This window comes from Aquirufa lenticrescens (assembly GCF_019916085.1).
Classification (GTDB): domain Bacteria; phylum Bacteroidota; class Bacteroidia; order Cytophagales; family Spirosomataceae; genus Aquirufa; species Aquirufa lenticrescens.
Genome location: NZ_CP049834.1, coordinates 2,196,893 through 2,214,388, shown reverse-complemented (window position 1 = coordinate 2,214,388; position 17,496 = coordinate 2,196,893). Strand labels below are relative to the sequence as shown.

18 protein-coding genes and 1 tRNA gene are annotated in these 17,496 nt (G+C 40.5%); 12 read left to right on the top strand and 7 right to left on the bottom strand.

Annotation, left to right across the window (positions count from 1 at the left end; all coding sequences use genetic code 11):
• Positions 1–15: 15 nt before the first annotated feature.
• A tRNA-Leu gene (locus G9X62_RS09890) sits at positions 16–98 on the bottom strand.
• A gap of 72 nt (positions 99–170) precedes the next feature.
• On the opposite strand from G9X62_RS09890, the gene G9X62_RS09885 reads away from it, so the two are divergent.
• Positions 171–539, top strand: a complete 369-nt coding sequence (locus G9X62_RS09885; RefSeq protein WP_223130550.1) for a DUF3127 domain-containing protein — start codon at positions 171–173, stop codon at positions 537–539.
• 104 nt (positions 540–643) lie between these two features.
• Here G9X62_RS09885 and G9X62_RS09880 read toward each other — a convergent pair whose 3' ends face one another.
• Together G9X62_RS09880 and G9X62_RS09875 are read right to left on the bottom strand one after the other, a co-directional pair.
• Positions 644–1,114, bottom strand: coding sequence for a GNAT family N-acetyltransferase (locus G9X62_RS09880; protein ID WP_223130549.1), 471 nt, complete (start codon positions 1,112–1,114; stop codon positions 644–646).
• Positions 1,095–2,054 (bottom strand): PhoH family protein, encoded by a 960-nt coding sequence (locus G9X62_RS09875; RefSeq protein WP_223130548.1) that lies wholly within the window; start codon positions 2,052–2,054, stop codon positions 1,095–1,097. Before G9X62_RS09875 ends, G9X62_RS09880 begins: the two co-directional genes overlap by 20 nt.
• A gap of 103 nt (positions 2,055–2,157) precedes the next feature.
• Here G9X62_RS09875 and dnaB point away from each other — a divergent pair, with 103 nt between their 5' ends.
• Positions 2,158–3,747 carry a replicative DNA helicase gene (gene dnaB / locus G9X62_RS09870; RefSeq protein ID WP_223130547.1) on the top strand — a complete coding sequence of 530 codons (1,590 nt, stop codon included), beginning with the start codon at positions 2,158–2,160 and terminating at the stop codon, positions 3,745–3,747.
• 159 nt (positions 3,748–3,906) lie between these two features.
• On the opposite strand, the gene rlmD is transcribed toward dnaB, so the two are convergent.
• Complete coding sequence (gene rlmD / locus G9X62_RS09865) at positions 3,907–5,328, bottom strand: 23S rRNA (uracil(1939)-C(5))-methyltransferase RlmD (RefSeq protein ID WP_223130546.1); 1,422 nt, start codon at positions 5,326–5,328, stop codon at positions 3,907–3,909.
• Positions 5,329–5,419: 91 nt separating this feature from the next.
• Here rlmD and G9X62_RS09860 point away from each other — a divergent pair, with 91 nt between their 5' ends.
• On the top strand, positions 5,420–6,226 hold the full coding sequence (locus G9X62_RS09860; RefSeq protein ID WP_223130545.1) for an SDR family oxidoreductase: 807 nt from the start codon (positions 5,420–5,422) through the stop codon (positions 6,224–6,226).
• 60 nt (positions 6,227–6,286) lie between these two features.
• On the opposite strand, the gene G9X62_RS09855 is transcribed toward G9X62_RS09860, so the two are convergent.
• Positions 6,287–6,673, bottom strand: a complete 387-nt coding sequence (locus G9X62_RS09855) for a cyclic nucleotide-binding domain-containing protein (RefSeq protein WP_223130544.1) — start codon at positions 6,671–6,673, stop codon at positions 6,287–6,289.
• Positions 6,674–6,803: 130 nt separating this feature from the next.
• Here G9X62_RS09855 and G9X62_RS09850 point away from each other — a divergent pair, with 130 nt between their 5' ends.
• The 9 genes from G9X62_RS09850 to G9X62_RS09810 are packed head-to-tail and all read left to right on the top strand — an operon-like array spanning position 6,804 to position 15,238.
• Positions 6,804–9,221: a heavy metal translocating P-type ATPase gene (locus G9X62_RS09850; protein ID WP_223130543.1), complete on the top strand. Its 2,418-nt coding sequence runs from the start codon at positions 6,804–6,806 to the stop codon at positions 9,219–9,221.
• A 57-nt stretch (positions 9,222–9,278) separates the two neighbouring features.
• On the top strand, positions 9,279–9,434 hold the full coding sequence (gene ccoS, locus G9X62_RS09845; RefSeq protein ID WP_223130542.1) for a cbb3-type cytochrome oxidase assembly protein CcoS: 156 nt from the start codon (positions 9,279–9,281) through the stop codon (positions 9,432–9,434).
• Entirely contained in the window at positions 9,431–11,557 is a 2,127-nt protein-coding gene (gene ccoN / locus G9X62_RS09840; protein ID WP_223130541.1) for a cytochrome-c oxidase, cbb3-type subunit I, read from the top strand. The genes ccoS and ccoN overlap by 4 nt, the downstream gene beginning before the upstream one ends.
• 4 nt (positions 11,558–11,561) lie before the next feature.
• On the top strand, positions 11,562–11,747 hold the full coding sequence (locus tag G9X62_RS09835) for a hypothetical protein (protein WP_223130540.1): 186 nt from the start codon (positions 11,562–11,564) through the stop codon (positions 11,745–11,747).
• Positions 11,748–11,754: 7 nt separating this feature from the next.
• Positions 11,755–12,498 (top strand): cbb3-type cytochrome c oxidase N-terminal domain-containing protein, encoded by a 744-nt coding sequence (locus G9X62_RS09830; protein ID WP_261345513.1) that lies wholly within the window; start codon positions 11,755–11,757, stop codon positions 12,496–12,498.
• 2 nt (positions 12,499–12,500) lie between these two features.
• Positions 12,501–12,713, top strand: coding sequence for a YgaP family membrane protein (locus G9X62_RS09825; protein WP_223130538.1), 213 nt, complete (start codon positions 12,501–12,503; stop codon positions 12,711–12,713).
• A gap of 35 nt (positions 12,714–12,748) precedes the next feature.
• Positions 12,749–14,134, top strand: a complete 1,386-nt coding sequence (gene ccoG / locus G9X62_RS09820; protein ID WP_223130537.1) for a cytochrome c oxidase accessory protein CcoG — start codon at positions 12,749–12,751, stop codon at positions 14,132–14,134.
• The gene (locus tag G9X62_RS09815) at positions 14,127–14,573 is read left to right on the top strand and encodes a FixH family protein (protein ID WP_223130536.1); all 447 of its coding nucleotides are present in this window, start codon (positions 14,127–14,129) and stop codon (positions 14,571–14,573) included. Before ccoG ends, G9X62_RS09815 begins: the two co-directional genes overlap by 8 nt.
• Positions 14,573–15,238 (top strand): sulfite exporter TauE/SafE family protein, encoded by a 666-nt coding sequence (locus G9X62_RS09810; RefSeq protein ID WP_223130535.1) that lies wholly within the window; start codon positions 14,573–14,575, stop codon positions 15,236–15,238. The genes G9X62_RS09815 and G9X62_RS09810 overlap by 1 nt, the downstream gene beginning before the upstream one ends.
• On the opposite strand, the gene G9X62_RS09805 is transcribed toward G9X62_RS09810, so the two are convergent.
• Entirely contained in the window at positions 15,228–16,283 is a 1,056-nt protein-coding gene (locus tag G9X62_RS09805; protein ID WP_223130534.1) for a response regulator, read from the bottom strand. The two genes, G9X62_RS09810 and G9X62_RS09805, sit on opposite strands and share 11 nt — an antisense overlap.
• Before the next feature lie 4 nt (positions 16,284–16,287).
• Positions 16,288–17,493: a PAS domain-containing sensor histidine kinase gene (locus tag G9X62_RS09800; RefSeq protein ID WP_223130533.1), complete on the bottom strand. Its 1,206-nt coding sequence runs from the start codon at positions 17,491–17,493 to the stop codon at positions 16,288–16,290.
• Positions 17,494–17,496: the final 3 nt, after the last annotated feature.

The following is a 17,496-nucleotide window of genomic DNA, read 5'->3' as shown; positions in this document are numbered from 1 at the left end:
AAACAAAAATTTAAGTGACGATGGGGAGATTCGAACTCCCAAACCTTAACGGCACTACCACCTCAAGGTAGCGTGTCTACCAATTTCACCACATCGCCAAAAACGGTTAGTAAAATTACCAATTATTTACTTACTTGCCAAGAATTACAGAACTCAAAAAAATCAGTACAATGGCTTTAGAAATAAGCGGAAAATTAATCAAGAAATTACCTGAGGTTACAGGAACAGGTAAAAACGGCACCAACTGGATCAAACAAGAATTTGTGATCGAAACACAAGATCAATACCCTAAAAAGGTATGTATGTCAGTTTGGGGTGATAAAACACAAGATTTAGGTCCGGTTCAAGAGGGCGAAATCGTAAAAGTACAATTCAACGTAGAATCAAGAGAATACAACGAACGTTGGTACACTGAAATCCGTGCATATCGGTTAGATCGCACTGGTTCAATCCCAGCAGGAGTGGAGCCTACACCAGCAGCAGGCGGATACCAATTTCCTCCATTAGCGGCTGAGAGTGGGGATGATTTGCCTTTTTAGTCGGCAGTGGTCAGTCGGCAGTAGACAGAATTAGTTAAATAATAAAGCTGGAACATTGTTCTGGCTTTTTTATTTACAAACAATCCACTTTGACTTCAGCGTTTTTACTGCCCACTGTCTACTGTCCACTGACCACTGTCTAGCTCCATCGCTTGATGCACAATATCCGCCTCAATAAACGTATCTCCATAAGGCTGAAATCCTAAAGAAGCATACAAAGGCATAACGGAAACTTGAGCGTGTAAATAGTAATGATGACAATCGGGATATTCTATAGCTGATTCTTCAAAAATATGCTGTATAATCAGAGAGGCATAGCCTTTACCGCGGGCTGACTCCAACGTAGCGATTCGCTCCACCTTAATTCCTTTTTCTGTTTTGCGGTATCGACCCGTTGCCACTGGTGTGGCGTCTTCAAACAGTAAATAATGTTTGGCTACTGCATCTAACTCATCAAATTCCTCAGACGGCAAGCACTTTTGTTCTTCGACAAACACTTCCGTCCGAATGGCAAATACCTGTTCGATTTCTTCCGGACTAATCGCCTGAATGATCCTATTTTTCTTGCTTTCCATATGCCTCGATGATTTTACGCACTAATCGGTGACGAACAACGTCTGAACCGTCCAATTCGACAAAGGCAATTCCATTAATTCCAGAAAGGATACGTTCTGCTTCTCCTAGACCTGATGTTTGGTTTTTAGGTAAATCGACTTGGGATTTGTCACCCGTAATAATCGTCTTCGATTGGATACCCATACGCGTCAAAAACATCTTCATTTGCATGGAAGTGGTGTTTTGAGCCTCATCTAATAAAATAAAAGCTTTATTTAAGGTACGTCCGCGCATATAGGCCAAAGGCGCAATTTCAATCGTCCGATTTTCTAAATAGAATTTCAATTTCTCTGCGGGAATCATATCATCCAATGCATCATAAATGGGACGCAAATAAGGATCAATTTTCTCTTTCAAATCCCCAGGTAAGAAACCCAGGTTTTCACCAGCTTCTACTGCCGGTCGAGTGATGATAATTTTCTTAACTTCTTTATTCTTCAATGCCTTTACAGCTAAGGCCACCGCAGTATAGGTTTTACCTGTACCTGCAGGTCCAATTGCAAAGACGATGTCATTCGTGGTAGCGGCATCGACCAATTTACGTTGATTCGGAGTTTTGGCCTTAATCACGATTCCTTTATTGCCAAAAAGAAGCACGTCTTTATCCTCCACCCAGGGTTGTTCTGATTCCTCACCCGTCGGATTCAACACCGCATCAATGTAGGCTTGCATGTGTTTTTCAGTGAGGGTATGGTGTTTGTCCAAATGAGCCACACAGGAGTTCACTATCGCTTCTACTAAAGCAATTTGATCGTTCGATCCGCGAACGGTTAATTGTTCGCCACGGGCAATGATTTTGGACTGAGGAAAGGCGTTTATCAACAAATTGATATTTACGTTTGCTACGCCTAAAAAGTCAATTAGAGAGACCTCTGAGAGGGAAATTATTTTTTCTAACAAGTAAAAATGGGTTTAAATCGTATGGGAGTAAAAATAAGAAATTCTTGAAATTTAATATCTTCCTTTATAAGATAATTTTGAAAATTTAACGTAAAATTGTGGTATGGAATCTAACACCCCTTCATCCATTTATAAAAAAGGAAATCAGTCTGCTGGCGTTCGTACGCAAGCAGGGCCCACGCGTTTAAGCGATTTGGGTTTAGGAAAATTACCTCCTCAAGCGGTTGACCTAGAAGAAGCCTTATTAGGGGCATTAATGTTAGAGAAAGAACCCTTAGCAAACGTCATCGAATTACTAAGACCTGCCTCCTTTTACAAAGAAGGACACCAGTTGATATTTGAGGCCATTCAAGGTTTATTCCAAGCTTCTCAACCAGTTGATTTACTTACCGTTAACAATTTTTTAAAGCAAAACGGTAGCCTAGAAAAAGCAGGTGGCACTAGTTACTTAGCTCAATTAACTTCGCGTGTTAGTTCCACTTCGAACGTTGAATTCCACGCTAGAATCATCATTGAGCAATATTTAAAGCGTCAGCTTATTCAAATATCTTCTGAAATCCAACGCCTATCTTATGAAGACACGTCTGACGTGTTTCATTTATTAGATAAAATGGAGCAGGAGCTTTTTACCATCGCAGAATCCAATATCCGTAAGAATTACGAAAGTATGTCGGATATCTTGAAGAAGGCCGTGGATGAATTAGAAAAGAAACAATTACAAAAAAGTGGTTTAACAGGTATTCCGTCCGGATTTACGGACTTAGATCGATTGACATCTGGCTGGCAAAGACAAGAATTAATCATTATCGCGGCTCGTCCAGGTATGGGTAAGACGGCCTTTGTCGTTTCGGCTTGCCGTAATGCTGCTGTTGATTTTGGACATTCTGTGGCTCTATTCTCGCTAGAGATGAGCGCAGTGCAGCTTGTAAATCGTATTATTTCGGCTGAAGCTGAGATTGAGGCAGAGAAAATTCGTAAAGGAAAATTGGAGCCACATGAATGGCAGCAATTACACACGAAAATCAATAAATTGTTCGAAGCGAATATGTTTATTGATGACACGCCAGCTTTATCCATTTTAGAATTGAGAGCGAAATGTCGTCGTTTGAAAGCCCAAAAAGGCATCGACCTCATCGTCATCGATTACTTGCAGCTAATGACTGGAGATAGTTCGGGTAAAGGAGCCAGCGGTAACCGCGAACAAGAAATCGCCCAAATTTCCCGTGCACTGAAGCAATTAGCGAAAGAATTAGATGTGCCAGTCATTGCCCTTTCTCAATTAAACCGTTCTACAGAGACCCGTGGAGGAAACAAGAAACCTCAACTGTCTGACCTTCGTGAATCTGGAGCCATCGAGCAAGATGCCGATCAAGTTATGTTTATCTACCGCCCTGAATACTATGGCATCACAGCAGATGATCAAGGAAACTCTATTACGGGAATGGGAGAGATTATTATGGCCAAAAACCGTTCTGGATCACTCGATAGCGTTTGGCTGAAATTCATTGGTAAATTCACCAAATACTGTGATTTAGATTTCCAACCTTTCTCAAACAATGAAGGTGGTAACTTCGACTTAAGTGCACTAGGTGATCAAACATCCGCATTTGAGTCTAGTAACGATTCTGTCTTCAAAGGAAGTAAGATGAATTTACCGCCGGAGGATTATGATCCACTTAACACTCCGTTTTAGAGTAGAGAGTAGAGAGTAGAGATAAAAAAAGGGCGATTAATCGCCCTTTTTGCATTTCAAATTAGTTAGAGTAGAGTCAAATTAGGCATTAGAATATTTTATTGCGCGGTTCAAGAAATTATTGCGCAGCACAATTTCGGAATCGCGTAATGAAATATTCTAGGCTCTAAGTTTCAACCTCACAATATTCTCCACATGATGCGTCTGCGGGAACATATCCACCGGATGAACGACATCTACTTCATAGGCAACATCCAATAAGGCTAAATCGCGGGCTTGCGTAGCCGGATTACAAGAAACATAAACGATTTTCTTTGGCTTAACAGCTAAGATTTGATTCACGACATCTAGATCCATTCCTGCACGTGGAGGATCGGTAATAATGACATCTGGAGCGCCATGAATAGCAATAAATTCTTCTGTCAAAACTTTCTTCATATCCCCGGCAAAGAAGGTTGCATTCTTGATACCATTTAATTCGGCATTAATACGGGCATCTTCCACGGCCATCTCTACGTATTCGAGTCCGACAACTTTAGACGAATGTTTCGCTAAGAATAATCCTATTGTTCCTGTACCAGTATATAGGTCATAAACGACTTCATTTCCTTGTAAATCAGCGTATTCACGCACTAATTGGTATAATTTTAGGGCTTGCTTGGCATTGGTTTGGAAGAAAGATTTCGGGCCTATTTGGAACTTCAAATCCTCCATTGTTTCGACCATAAAAGGTTTTCCGTGGTAGCAAACGACTTCTAAATCATGGAAGGTGTCGTTCCCTTTTTGGTTAACTACATAATTCAAAGACGTGATCATCGGGAATGTTGACTTTACGTATTCCATAACCAATTTAATTTCGTCTTCCGTGGCATAGGCAAACTGAACAGTTACCATCCATTCTCCTGTCACCGTATTTCGGATGATGAGATTACGTAAGGCTCCTTCTTTTTGATTTTTTAATTCATAATAGGAGATTCCATTCACTTCAGCAAAATCACGAACTCCATTGCGAATCGCATTAGATGGATCAGGTTGCAAGTAACAATGATCGACAGGTAAAATCTTATCAAAACGGCCTGGAACATGGAATCCCAAGGCATTCATCGATCCTAAATCTTCTTTACCGATTTCATCTTCCGTCAGCCAGCGGGCACAAGAAAAGGTAAATTCTAATTTATTGCGGTAGTAATATGTCTCCTCTGAACCTAGAATGGGTTGAAATTCGGGCAATTTAACTTTAGCGATGCGGGTCAAATTGTCTTTAACTTGTTGCGCTTTAAAGGCGGTTTGAGCTTCGTAGGAAACGTGTTGCCACTTACAACCGCCGCAAATACCAAAATGACTACAGGCAACGTCTGTGCGGTGTTTAGAAAGCGGTTGGATGTTGATGGCTTGGGCTTGTTTGAAGCTTTTTTTGGACTTCAAAATACGTAAATCAGCGATATCGCCAGGAGCGACAGCGCCTTGTACAAAAATCACTTCATCATTTACTTTGGCAATACACTTTGCCTCAGCGGCAAAATCCAAAATCGCAATTTGCTCCAACACCACAGGGGCTTTCTTTTCTTTTTTCTTACTCATGCTGCTAAAAATGTGCACAAAAATACGGCTTTATATGGGCAAGCCAACCAATTCAAGATAAAACCTTAACTTCGCAAGGAAATTAATTCACATGAAGAATCAAGTAGTTATCATCACGGGAGCTAGTTCAGGCATCGGAAAAGCATTAGCCTTTGAATACGGCAGAAAAGGAGCTCAGATCGTTATCACAGGTAGAAATGAGCAAAATCTGAACGCGGCAGAAGCAGAATTACAAGCTGCAGGCATAATTGCCAAAGGTATCGCTTGCGACTCAGCCTCTGAGGAGCAAACCCGCGCAATGGTAGATCAGGTGATGCAACTATATGGCAGAATTGATCTATTAATCAATAACGCAGGTATTTCGATGCGATCGATGTTTGAGACCGTGGACCTGAAAGTATTGAAGCAAGTGATGGACATTAATTTTTGGGGTACGGTTTACGCCACCCATGCCGCAATACCTCATATAAAAGCCGTAAAAGGTGGAATCATTGGTATTTCTTCCATCGCCGGCTACCGCGGACTTCCAGTAAGAACAGGTTATTCCGCTTCTAAATTCGCGATGAATGGTTTCTTAGAAGCGCTAAGAACGGAGTTATTAGAAACGGGGGTCCATGTATTAATTGCTTGCCCTGGATTCACCGCCTCCAATATTAGAGCCGCTTCCTTAAACAGTGAAGGAAAAATCACGGGAGACTCGATGCGCGATGAAGGAAAAATGATGTCCGCGGAAGAAGTGGCTAAACGTATCGCTGAAGCTTACGATGCTAAAAAGAAGACACTTGTTCTCACTTTCCAAGGGAAATTAACCGTATTCCTGAATAAATGGATGAATGGTTTTTTAGACAAAATGGTCTATAATACCCTGAAAAAGGAAAAGGATAGTCCTTTACAATAAAGCTCCCTTCCGCTAAAAGCAAAAGGGAGCCGAAACCCAATTAAATACCACTCTAAACCCTTATACCGTAGCGTACTTCTGCTGAACCTTTTTTAATAGTTCATTTAATTCCGCTTTTTTATACTCAAAATAGGGAAGTGCTAAATCGAATTCATCGATCAACTGCTTGAAATACTTCCGCTCAAAAACTAAAAATTGTGAATAACTCGAAGTCATAGCAGAATACAAATGCTTTTTCTCTTCGATTGCTTCCTCAATTCCAATAAAAACACCTTTCCGATCGATGGTCACAAAGCCAGCCGGTCCTTCTAACACGAGGCTGCCTTCTTGCAGGTAAAATACAAATTCTGCTTTTTGGCCTTGACGAAATAAATATTCATCAGGCAAGTAGCGGAGTTCGATTCCACTAGCTAACACTTTCCGTTCCGTATCTGAAAAATTGTTCATTGGCTTAAATAACAATGCGAAATTAGAGGGATGAAAGGTTTCAATACCTGACGTTCATCAGTTTTCAATGTGCTATTTGTCACGAAAATCAAGCCTGAATCTCCGGAAATTTGAACATTAGATTTTACACATGTACACGGAGGTTCTTGAAGAGGTAATATGCTATCATTGTGGAGATGAATGTTCAGAAACGCCTATCATTCATCAAGAAAAGACTTTTTGTTGCCATGGTTGCGAACAAGTTTACGAGTTACTGAATGATAATCACCTAGAAGAATATTACAACTGCGATCTTAACCCGGGCATTTCTCCTATTGATAAGAATTTTGATTTTCTTAACAACAAAGCATTCAGGGATCGTTTAATCACCTTTTCGAATGCAGATTTTTCCAAAGTTAGCTTCCACCTGCCAGCTATTCACTGTCGCTCTTGTTTATATCTATTAGAAAACCTGCAAAAATTGAATCCACAGATTATTAAGACAAGTTTGAATTTTGGGAAGAAGGATTTAACAGTTTGGTTTAAAGAAGATCAACTTAGTTTAGGCGCCTTAGCCACCTTAATTGCGAGCTTAGGGTATGAACCGCATATCTCGAATGCGGAAGAAAAACCGCAAAATAATGATCAAAAAAAGCTATTTCTAAAGCTTGGAATCGCCGGTTTTTGTGCTGGGAATGCGATGCTATTTAGCTTTCCAGAATATTTAGGAATTGACGATGGATCTCTTCAGGCTTTATTTGGTTACCTGAATCTAGCTTTGGGTAGCGTGGCCGTATTCTATTCCGGTTCGGACTATTTTAGTAATGTCTATGCGCACCTAAAATTGTGCAAAATGACCATTGAATTACCCATTTTACTAGGTATTCTGGTGGGATATGGTCGTAGTGTATTTGAAATTTTATCGCATACTGGGGCTGGCTACATCGATTCCGTTTCTGGCTTGATATTCTTCCTATTAATAGGGAAGTGGTTCCAGCAGAAATCCTTTGATTTCCTCTCGTTTGAACGCAATTACAAAGCCTACTTTCCTTTAGTGGTCACCAAAATCGCGAATGGGAAAGAGGAAACAGCACCCTTAGAAGAGATTCAGGTGGGGGATCGTTTATTGATTCGAAATCAAGAGATTATTCCAGCTGATGCCTATTTACTAAAGGGCCAAAGTCAAATGGACTACAGCTTTGTCACCGGCGAAAGCGAATTAATACCTATTCAAGCAGGTCAATCTATTTATGCAGGTGGCAAACACCTAGGGGAAGCTATCGAAATTCAAATCAGCAAAGAGCTGAACCAAAGTCATTTAACACAGCTTTGGGAACAACAAGCCTTTAAAGATCCGAATCACAAAACAGAAAACTGGGAGAACTTTGCGAACCAAGTGGGGATGTATTTCACCGTGATACTGTTAAGTTTAGCCACGTTTGCGGGAATCTATTGGTTCAACGTGGATCAAAGCCGCTGGTCAAATGCGGTGGTGAGTATTCTGGTCATTGCCTGTCCTTGCGCCTTGGCCGTTTCGTATCCTTTCGCTTTAGGACACGGAATCAGGTGGCTAGCCAAGTTTAACTTTTTCATCAAAGACATTCAAACATTCGAGCGAATGGCCCAAGTGGATACCTTGGTTTTTGACAAAACAGGCACGTTAACCTTACAAAGTCAACAAGAACCTAGCGTTCATTTCAACCGTGATTTGAACGATACAGAATGGGATGCTATTTATTCGCTCGTATTTCAATCTACCCATCCACTTTCGAAGCAGGTCAAGAAATTCTTACAACATCGGAGTATTATTCCCTTAACCGAATTTAAAGAAATCAGTGGAAAAGGGCTTCAAGCGACATTTGATGACTTATTTGTCCAAATAGGGAGCGCTAAATACACATTGAATAAACTCAGCACTCCTGAGGGTTTTATCAGTTCTGAAACACGCTTGTTCGTTTCCATCAACCAAAAGCCCATTGGATTTATCGAATTTCCGTGGGAAAATAGACCAGGGGTGGAGGGAATGCTCCATAGCTTAAGACATCAATATGAAGTCCATTTGATTTCAGGGGACAAAAAAGAACATGCTGCTCATTTATTGGATTGGTTTGAAAATCAAGATCACGTAAAATTCGAATGTAGTCCTTTAGAGAAGATGGAATATATCCAAGCACTTCAAAAACAAGGAAAAATCGTGGCCATGATAGGGGATGGACTAAACGATGCAGGGGCTTTAAAACAGGCAGCTGTAGGTATCGCCGTGTCAGATGACCATCTGCATTTTACCCCGTCGTCTGATGCCATTTTAAAGGGATCCGAATTGCCTCGATTAGGAGAGTATATGCGCTACTCGAAATTTGGACTACAACTCATCAAAGCTAGCTTTTTGCTATCCTTAGTCTATAATGGATTTGGGTTAAGCTATGCGATTCAGGGAAATTTATATCCCTTGATTGCAGCCATTTTAATGCCAATTAATTCCATCAGTATGTTAGTCATTGCGACGTGGGGAATGAATTGGAAAGGACAACTTTTATCCCGTTCTAAAATCAGAATAAAAGCTGAGTAAAGTCAGGTTTTACGAAGGGCTTTGTCCCGAAATTGCAACAAATAAAATGTGTAGACAATGGAAATAATGTACCTAATGATCGGATTAAGCCTTTTTATGGCCATCGGATTTGTTATTGCCTTTGTCTGGTCCATTAAAACGGGACAACAAGAGGATTTAATCACTCCAGCGATGCGCATTTTACAGGATGACCAAAAAACAAACAAACTATGAGTACAAAATCTACCTCATTAGAGCAATTTTATTACGACAATAAAATCGTTCGAAATTTCTCCATTGCTACCATCGTTTGGGGTGTTGTAGGGATGCTAGTGGGTGTGATAATCGCCACACAACTTTTTGCACCTGCCGCAAACCTAACACAATATGGCACTTTTGGCCGCTTACGTCCATTGCATACGAATGCAGTGATTTTTGCTTTTGTGGGTAATGCCATTTTTGCTGGGGTCTACTATTCGCTGCAACGTCTTTTGAAAGCACGTATGTTCAGTGATTTCTTGTCCAATTTTCATTTCTGGGGTTGGCAATTAATCATTGTAGCTGCAGCGATCACCTTACCGTTAGGAATTACGACATCACACGAATACGCGGAATTAGAATGGCCTATCGACATTGCGATTACCTTGGTTTGGGTAGCGTTTGGCATCAACATGTTCGGAACAATCTTTAAAAGAAGAGAGCGACACTTGTATGTAGCAATTTGGTTCTACATCGCGACATTCATTACGGTGGCTGTATTGCACTTGACCAACTCAATGCAATTACCTATATCGCTATTTAAATCCTATTATGTGTATGCAGGCGTCCAAGATGCACTGATTCAATGGTGGTATGGTCATAATGCGGTGGCGTTTTTCTTAACGACCCCATTCTTAGGGATGATGTATTATTTCTTGCCAAAAATGGCGAACCGTCCGGTCTACTCATACCGTCTTTCTATTTTACACTTTTGGGCCCTAATTTTTATCTATATCTGGGCAGGACCTCACCATTTGTTGTATTCGTCATTGCCTGATTGGGCACAGTCATTAGGGGTTGTTTTCTCGATCATGTTAATTGCTCCATCCTGGGGTGGTATGATTAATGGTCTTTTGACTTTACGCGGTGCTTGGGATCAAGTACGCGAGAATACGTTATTGAAATTTATGGTGGTGGGTATCACTTCGTACGGTATGGCTACTTTCGAAGGACCTATGTTATCCTTAAAAAACATTAATGCCATTGCCCACTTTACGGACTGGATCGTTGCACACGTGCACGTAGGAGCTTTAGGCTGGAATGGTTTCTTGACATTTGCGATGTTGTATTGGTTAGTTCCACGCATCTTCCAAACAAATTTGTATTCAGAAAAATTGGTCAAAACACACTTCTGGATCGGAACGATTGGTATTGCCTTTTATGCTATCCCCATGTATATCTCTGGTTTCACCCAAGGAATGATGTGGAAACAGTTCACTGCAGAAGGCACTTTGCAATATGGTAACTTCTTAGATACTACTTTGCAATTATTGCCCATGCATATGATGCGCGCATTAGGTGGAACCTTGTACTTAACTGGAGCGATCTTAATGGCCTATAACTTGTTCAAAACGATGGCTCAAGGCACGTTGTTAGCGAATGAGAAAGCAGAAGCAGCTCCATTAGCCATCATCGAGGAGAAACATGAAAGTGATGGACACTGGCACCGTTGGATTGAAAAACGCCCTATCCAGTTATTAGTGGCTTCTTTAGTGATGATTTTAGTCGGTTCTTTGGTTGAATTAGTTCCTACGTTTATGGTCAAATCAAACGTTCCTACAATTGAATCAGTAAAACCATATAGCTCTTTAGAGTTAGAGGGACGTGATATTTACATCCGTGAAGGTTGTGTGAGTTGTCACTCTCAGTTAGTACGTCCATTTAGAAGTGAGACGGAACGTTATGGTGAATTCTCTAAATCTGGAGAGTTCGTTTATGACCATCCTTTCCTTTGGGGATCTAAACGTACAGGACCGGATTTGCATAGAGAAGGTGGTAAATACCCTGATTCTTGGCACTATCACCACATGAGAGAGCCGAGTAGCATGTCACCTGGTTCGATTATGCCTAATTATGCTTGGCTTTTAGAGCAAACGTTGAACACTTCTCAAACGCAGGATAAGTTAGCTGCCATGAAAAAATTAGGTGTGCCTTATTCTACAGATGAGATTACTAATGCGGTGAAAGATCTGAATTCGCAAGCAAAAGCGATCCAAGCAAATTTAGCTGCAGAGAAAATTAAGGTAAGCCAAGACAAAGAGATTATTTCTTTGATTGCCTACTTACAACGTTTAGGTACGGACATTTCTAAAAAATAAGCGCATGTTTAAGCAATTTATATCGAACATACCAGGAGCAGATAATTATATGATTTTCTCGCTGCTAACCTTTTTGACATTCTTCATTCTGGTAGGCATCTACTTGATTTGGATGGACAAAAAGCACCTCGTTGAAATGGAGCAGATGCCCTTTAACGAAGGTAATAACCTAAATGAGAACTCAAAATAATACGATTATGTCAGTTACTGTTGTTGAAATTTGGTTAGTCAGTATGATCCTAATGACTGGGGTTGTCATATTAATTGTAACGCTACAATTGCATGTGGCCTTGAAAAAACTAGTGGATCAAGCCTCGCCGGAACCGGAGGTAAAGCAAAGCTGGTGGGATGGATTCACCGGTTTAAAACCTTTGGAAAAAGAAAAAGACCTCTTAATGGAGCATAAATACGATGATATTGCGGAATTAGATAATCCTACGCCGCCTTGGTTCATGTATTTATTCTATTTAACAATTCTTTTCGCTGTCGTTTATGGCCTGTATTACCACGTTTACCAAGATGGCAATATTCAAGAAACGGAATATAAAACCGAGGTTACAATTGCTGAAAAAGCGAGAGAAGAGTACATGAAGAAGTTTGCTAATTCAGTAAACGAGGATAATGTAACGGTAGTAAAAGAGGCCAAAGATTTAACAGAGGGTTCTCAACTATATTCTACAAATTGTGTAGCTTGTCACGGTGATAAGGGGCAAGGTGGCGTGGGACCTAACTTAACGGATAAGTTTTGGATTCACGGTGGAGATGTGAAGGATTTGTTTAAAACGATTACCCATGGTATTCCTGAAAAGGGGATGATTGCGTGGAATAAGACGTTAAATCCGTTACAAATTCAGAAAGTTGCCTCTTATATTCTGACACTTCAAGGATCCAATCCTCCTGGTGCGAAAGAACCACAAGGAACAGAAACTAAAACTCCCTAATTATGAAAAAGAACGTAGGTAAAATGGATAGAATCTTTCGATTAGCGATCGCAGTAAGTTTAGCGATTCTTGCATATGCTAAAATCATTCCCGCTAATCTCGCCTTAACGGTTTACATTGTAGCGGTGATTATAGCCCTAACAGGAATATTTAGATTTTGCTTACTCTACAAACCTTTTGGATTGAGTACCTGCCGAGAAAAATCTCCATTTTAATCTTAAAGGGGTCCGGCAACGGACCCTCTTTTTTTATGTCACAATTCAATTTAGATAATGATGATTACCGGAACCATCTGTACAATCAGACTAAGGACGGGAAACGCCTTTGGATCTATCCCGGTCGCATTATCGGTCAATTCTATCGCCTAAGAACGTATTTCTCCTACCTTTTATTAACGCTATTATTCGGTTTACCTTGGATCGAATACAAAGGGAATCCCATCTTCCTATTTAATGTGTTAGAACGGAAATTTATCTTTTGGGGTGTGCCGTTTTTTCCACAGGACTTCCATTTAGTAGCCTTAGGACTTGTCGCATTCCTTTTATTTGTCAGTTTATTTACCGTATTATTTGGTCGCATCTGGTGTGGCTGGGCTTGCCCGCAGACCATCTTCATGGAAATGTTATTTCGGAAGATTGAATACTGGATAGAGGGAGATGATAAAGCTCAAAGAAAACTAGCCGAATCCCCTTGGAATACCGAGAAGATCTTGAAAAGAGGAACTAAGCATACCTTGTTCGTTCTCTTGTCATTCGCTATTGCGAACACCTTTTTGATGTATATCATCAGCAAAAAGGAATGGCTCAAATTAGTTACAGAATCTCCCATGGATCACGTGGTGGGGTTAGTCGCCATTTTAATTTTTACAGCGGTCTTTTACTTTGTATTTGCACGGTTTAGGGAGATGGTATGCATGGTAATTTGCCCCTATGGTCGTTTACAAGGCGTATTATTGGATAACAATTCGATTTTAGTTCAATATGATTATAAGCGGGGAGAACCGCGCGGAAAAGGGGAAGATAAAGGCGCCTGCATCGATTGCCATTGGTGTGTACGCGTTTGTCCTACCGGAATTGATATCCGAAATGGGAGTAATCAATTAGAATGCATTGGATGCACGGCCTGTATTGATGCGTGTGATAGGGTGATGGAAAAGACCCACCAACCTACCGGTTTAATTCGCTACGATTCTTTGAATGGGGTAAATGCAGGACAAAAACTCAAGTTCACCTTACGAATTGGGGCATATAGCACTGTTTTGGCCTTGATCATCGCGGGCTTAGGTTATATGTTAGTCACACGGACTAATTTTGAAACTACACTGCTTCGTACGCCCGGGATGATTTTCCAGGTGGATGAAAAGACTCATGAGGTAAGTAATTTATACCAAATGGAGGTTTTGAACAAGTCGATGGAAAAGCAAAGCTTCAGAATAGAGGCGCCTGAGCCCTTTAAGATTGTTTGGGTGGGAAAACCTATTAATTTAGTCAACCCGGGAAAAATGGCAAAAGGGGAGTTCTTCCTGAAAATCAAACTAGGTAAATGGAAGAATGGGGAAAAGGTTCCGGTACAAATTACCGAAACAAGTGGAAAAGAAGAGATTATCAAAACAAGTTTTATACAACCAGATGAATAAATTTAGCTTTAATTGGGGACATGGCATCATTGTCACCTTTGTACTTTTTGGAGCATTTATGGCGTATTTTTATGTGAATATGTCCAAAGAATCCATCGAATTAGTGGGCAAGAACTACTATGCAGATGGTCAGGCATTTCAACGGAAAATCAATGAGCGGGAACAAACGGCGGCATTAACAACTAAGGCCAGTTTGGAATTTTCAGCGGATTTTCAACAAGCCAAAATTCAGTTCCCAACTTCCATTTCAACAGGTAGTTTAGTTTTTTACCGACCATCCAATGCCAATTTAGATAAAACACTTAGTGTTTCTGCCGATTCGACTGGCCTAGCACTCATCCATACGCCCTTTTTAGTTAAAGGTCCATGGAATGTTAGTTTAAGCTGGGAGAAAGACGGCAAAAGCTACATCGAAGAACAGCGAATTCAAATTCCTTAATGCATACTTGGTATTATACTTTTCTCATCGGTTTAGCCGGAAGCTGGCATTGCTTTGCGATGTGTGGACCCATTGTGGCTCAAATTAATGCGCGCGGGAAATCACCTGCTAGGATGCTGCTTTATCCACTTGGACGCATTTTCATATATGGTGCGCTGGGTTATTTTGTAGCTGGAATAGGATCCATTTGGCTATTTCCCAATCTATGGTCTTATTATTATGTATTGGCAGGTGTTTTTATACTCCTAATTATTAGCCAAAACATAGGAGAGGGGCCTCTGTCTTTTTTACATCAATCGATTGGGAAAAAATTACAGAAAATAGGGGCTAAAATGGGCCCCAGTGGCTATTTTATCTTAGGAATGGCCAATGGACTTTTACCTTGTGGTCTCGTGGTAGCCGGTTTAAGTGTAGCCTTAATTCAACCAAAACCCTTATATGGAGCTTTTAGTATGGTGATATTAGGCATAGCGACCTTACCAGCGCTTCAGCTATATATTTGGGGGTCTTCCAAATTAAAGAAACAGCCGATATTTCAATACCTAGGATGGTTCGTAGCAGGAATACTACTATTTAGGGGAGCTTGGGGCATCGGAATGGCCTATTCTGACTACTTAGCCCATTCGAGTCTTAGTCCGATTATCTGCCACCCCTTTAGTATTTAAGCTTAGCTAGACCTTCGATATTTTTCAAGGTCATTTCGCCTCCTTTTACATCTAAGTATCCTTCCTTCTTAAAGTCACTCAAAGTTCGAATCACCGATTCCGTAGCTGTTCCCACGCGAGAAGCAAGATCTTCACGTGATAGTTTAATCACCAAAGGTTCGGACATAGAAGTCCCGTAAGTTTGTGCTAATTCGACTAAAACCATCGCCACCCGCATGCGTAAACTTTGGTAAGCCATTTCGACCATCAGCTTTTCGTTTTTCAACAAATAGCTGGTCAAAGCTTTTCTAAAAAAGACTTCTAAGTGAATGTTTTCTTTTAATCGTTGCTGAAAATCGACAGCTGAGACACTGATGATTACGGATTCTTCTAAGGCTTCTGCACTTTCGCGATAAGATTGGTTTTCTAAGATGTCGACAAAGCCGAAAAATTCCCCTTCCTGAATAAACGAAGTAATGAAATACTTGCCATCCTTGTTCGTGTGATAGGCTTTCACTTTTCCTTTGGCCAAATAATACAAACGAATCGGATGATCTCCTTCCGCATAAATCACCTGTTTTTTCGCGTGAGTTTGTACTTTCTTTTCACCTTCCCATGTAGGTAAATCTAAGAACGCCAAAGCCTCGTGTACCGCAGCAACATCTGAAATCGATTCTACAACCGGTGTAATCGTTTTTGCTTTCTTTAAACGAGCATCGATGGCTTTCAATAATTCCACTTCTTGGAAGGGTTTAGTCAAATAATCATCAGCCCCCATTTCCATACCCTTGCGCATATCCGCCCGATCGGTTTTAGCCGTCAAGAAGATAAAGGGAATAGAAGCTAATTCTGGTTGACTGGAGAAGACTTGTAAAACACCAAATCCATCCAAATTAGGCATCATAATATCGCAAATGACTAAATCAGGATTCCATGTACGCGCTAATCGTACACCTTCCAAACCATCTGAAGCGGTCTCCACTGCAAATCCAGATAATTCCAACAGCTCTGCCGTATTCTCCCGAATATCCACACTGTCTTCAATAATTAATAGGCGCTTTCCCATACTATTATTTCACAGGAAACTGAATTTGTAGTTCAGTTCCTTTATTTAATTCACTCTTAATTTCCACTTTACCCCCTAATAAACGCATATAGCGATCCACCAGGTGCAATCCTAACCCCGTTCCTTGAATAACCGTGGCATTTCCTCCACGGAAAAAGCGTTCGAATAAATGCTTTTGGTCCTCCTCACTGATGCCAATTCCTTGATCAATAATGGTAATTAAAACTTGATTCGCTTGTTTCTCCACTTTCAGGATGATTTCTTTCTGTGAGAATTTCAAGGCATTAGACAAACCATTAAAAATAACTTTACGTAGAATGGAGGCATCTTGAACACAACTGAAATCATCGTCCAATTCCAGGTAAATAGCCTGCTGATAGGTACTAAAGTCAGTTAGAATATCTTGTAAAAAGTCCTGTATAGAAAACTCAGTTGGATGAATTTCTAATTTCCCATCTTCTAATTTACCTACCGATAAAAACTCCTCTAAAATCTCCGTCAAATGACTGACAGAGGACTTAATGCGGTTAATATGTTGTTCTCTTTTAGGCTGATCTTCTGCTTTAACATATTTTTCAATCAGCGTAGCGGAACCCAAGATAGACGTCAATGGCGTTCTAAATTCGTGGGAAGCCATCGAGACAAAGCGGGTTTTCAAATCCCCTAACACCTTTTCCTTTTCTAAGGAAATTTCAAGCTCTTTTGCATTGACCTCTAACTTGTCCAAGGTATTTTGTAAAGCCTGTGTTCTAGCCGCTACTTCTTGTTCTAAAGTCTCATTTAGTTGATTGATCTGCTGATTCTTTAATATCAACTCCATCTCGACTTTACGCTTTAAAGTCACATCACTCACGAATGCGATGTAATGCATGCTATCGCTGGCTTTAAAGTGACTTAAGGAAATCTCGATAGGGAATAAGGAACCGTCCTTTCTTTTGGCCTTTAAATCTAAACCAATACCCATGGGACGAGAAATGGGTTTTTCATGACCTAAATTTTCCAAATGACCCTGATGCCGATCCTTTAAATGGTTCGGAATCAATAAGGAAATATTTTCACCCAATAACTCTGACGTATCGTACCCAAATAATTTATCCGCAAAACGATTCGAAAGGATAATTTCAAATTGCGAATTCGTCACAATAATACCAATAGCCGCCTCTTGGAAGATAGCTTCAAACTCGAATCCGGCTTGTATTTGATTTGGCATTTG

Bases quoted from the DNA above. Each gene is read 5' to 3' on its own strand.
- G9X62_RS09825 (WP_223130538.1), top strand. From the start codon at position 12,501: ATGAAAAAGAACGTAGGTAAAATGGATAGAATCTTTCGATTAGCGATC.
- dnaB (WP_223130547.1), top strand. From the start codon at position 2,158: ATGGAATCTAACACCCCTTCATCCATTTATAAAAAAGGAAATCAGTCT.
- G9X62_RS09800 (WP_223130533.1), bottom strand. From the start codon at position 17,493: ATGCCAAATCAAATACAAGCCGGATTCGAGTTTGAAGCTATCTTCCAA.
- G9X62_RS09855 (WP_223130544.1), bottom strand. From the start codon at position 6,673: ATGAACAATTTTTCAGATACGGAACGGAAAGTGTTAGCTAGTGGAATC.
- G9X62_RS09860 (WP_223130545.1), top strand. From the start codon at position 5,420: ATGAAGAATCAAGTAGTTATCATCACGGGAGCTAGTTCAGGCATCGGA.
- rlmD (WP_223130546.1), bottom strand. From the start codon at position 5,328: ATGAGTAAGAAAAAAGAAAAGAAAGCCCCTGTGGTGTTGGAGCAAATT.
- G9X62_RS09885 (WP_223130550.1), top strand. From the start codon at position 171: ATGGCTTTAGAAATAAGCGGAAAATTAATCAAGAAATTACCTGAGGTT.
- ccoS (WP_223130542.1), top strand. From the start codon at position 9,279: ATGGAAATAATGTACCTAATGATCGGATTAAGCCTTTTTATGGCCATC.
- ccoN (WP_223130541.1), top strand. From the start codon at position 9,431: ATGAGTACAAAATCTACCTCATTAGAGCAATTTTATTACGACAATAAA.
- G9X62_RS09850 (WP_223130543.1), top strand. From the start codon at position 6,804: ATGTACACGGAGGTTCTTGAAGAGGTAATATGCTATCATTGTGGAGAT.
- G9X62_RS09805 (WP_223130534.1), bottom strand. From the start codon at position 16,283: ATGGGAAAGCGCCTATTAATTATTGAAGACAGTGTGGATATTCGGGAG.
- ccoG (WP_223130537.1), top strand. From the start codon at position 12,749: ATGTCACAATTCAATTTAGATAATGATGATTACCGGAACCATCTGTAC.
- G9X62_RS09835 (WP_223130540.1), top strand. From the start codon at position 11,562: ATGTTTAAGCAATTTATATCGAACATACCAGGAGCAGATAATTATATG.
- G9X62_RS09815 (WP_223130536.1), top strand. From the start codon at position 14,127: ATGAATAAATTTAGCTTTAATTGGGGACATGGCATCATTGTCACCTTT.
- G9X62_RS09830 (WP_261345513.1), top strand. From the start codon at position 11,755: ATGTCAGTTACTGTTGTTGAAATTTGGTTAGTCAGTATGATCCTAATG.
- G9X62_RS09880 (WP_223130549.1), bottom strand. From the start codon at position 1,114: ATGGAAAGCAAGAAAAATAGGATCATTCAGGCGATTAGTCCGGAAGAA.
- G9X62_RS09810 (WP_223130535.1), top strand. From the start codon at position 14,573: ATGCATACTTGGTATTATACTTTTCTCATCGGTTTAGCCGGAAGCTGG.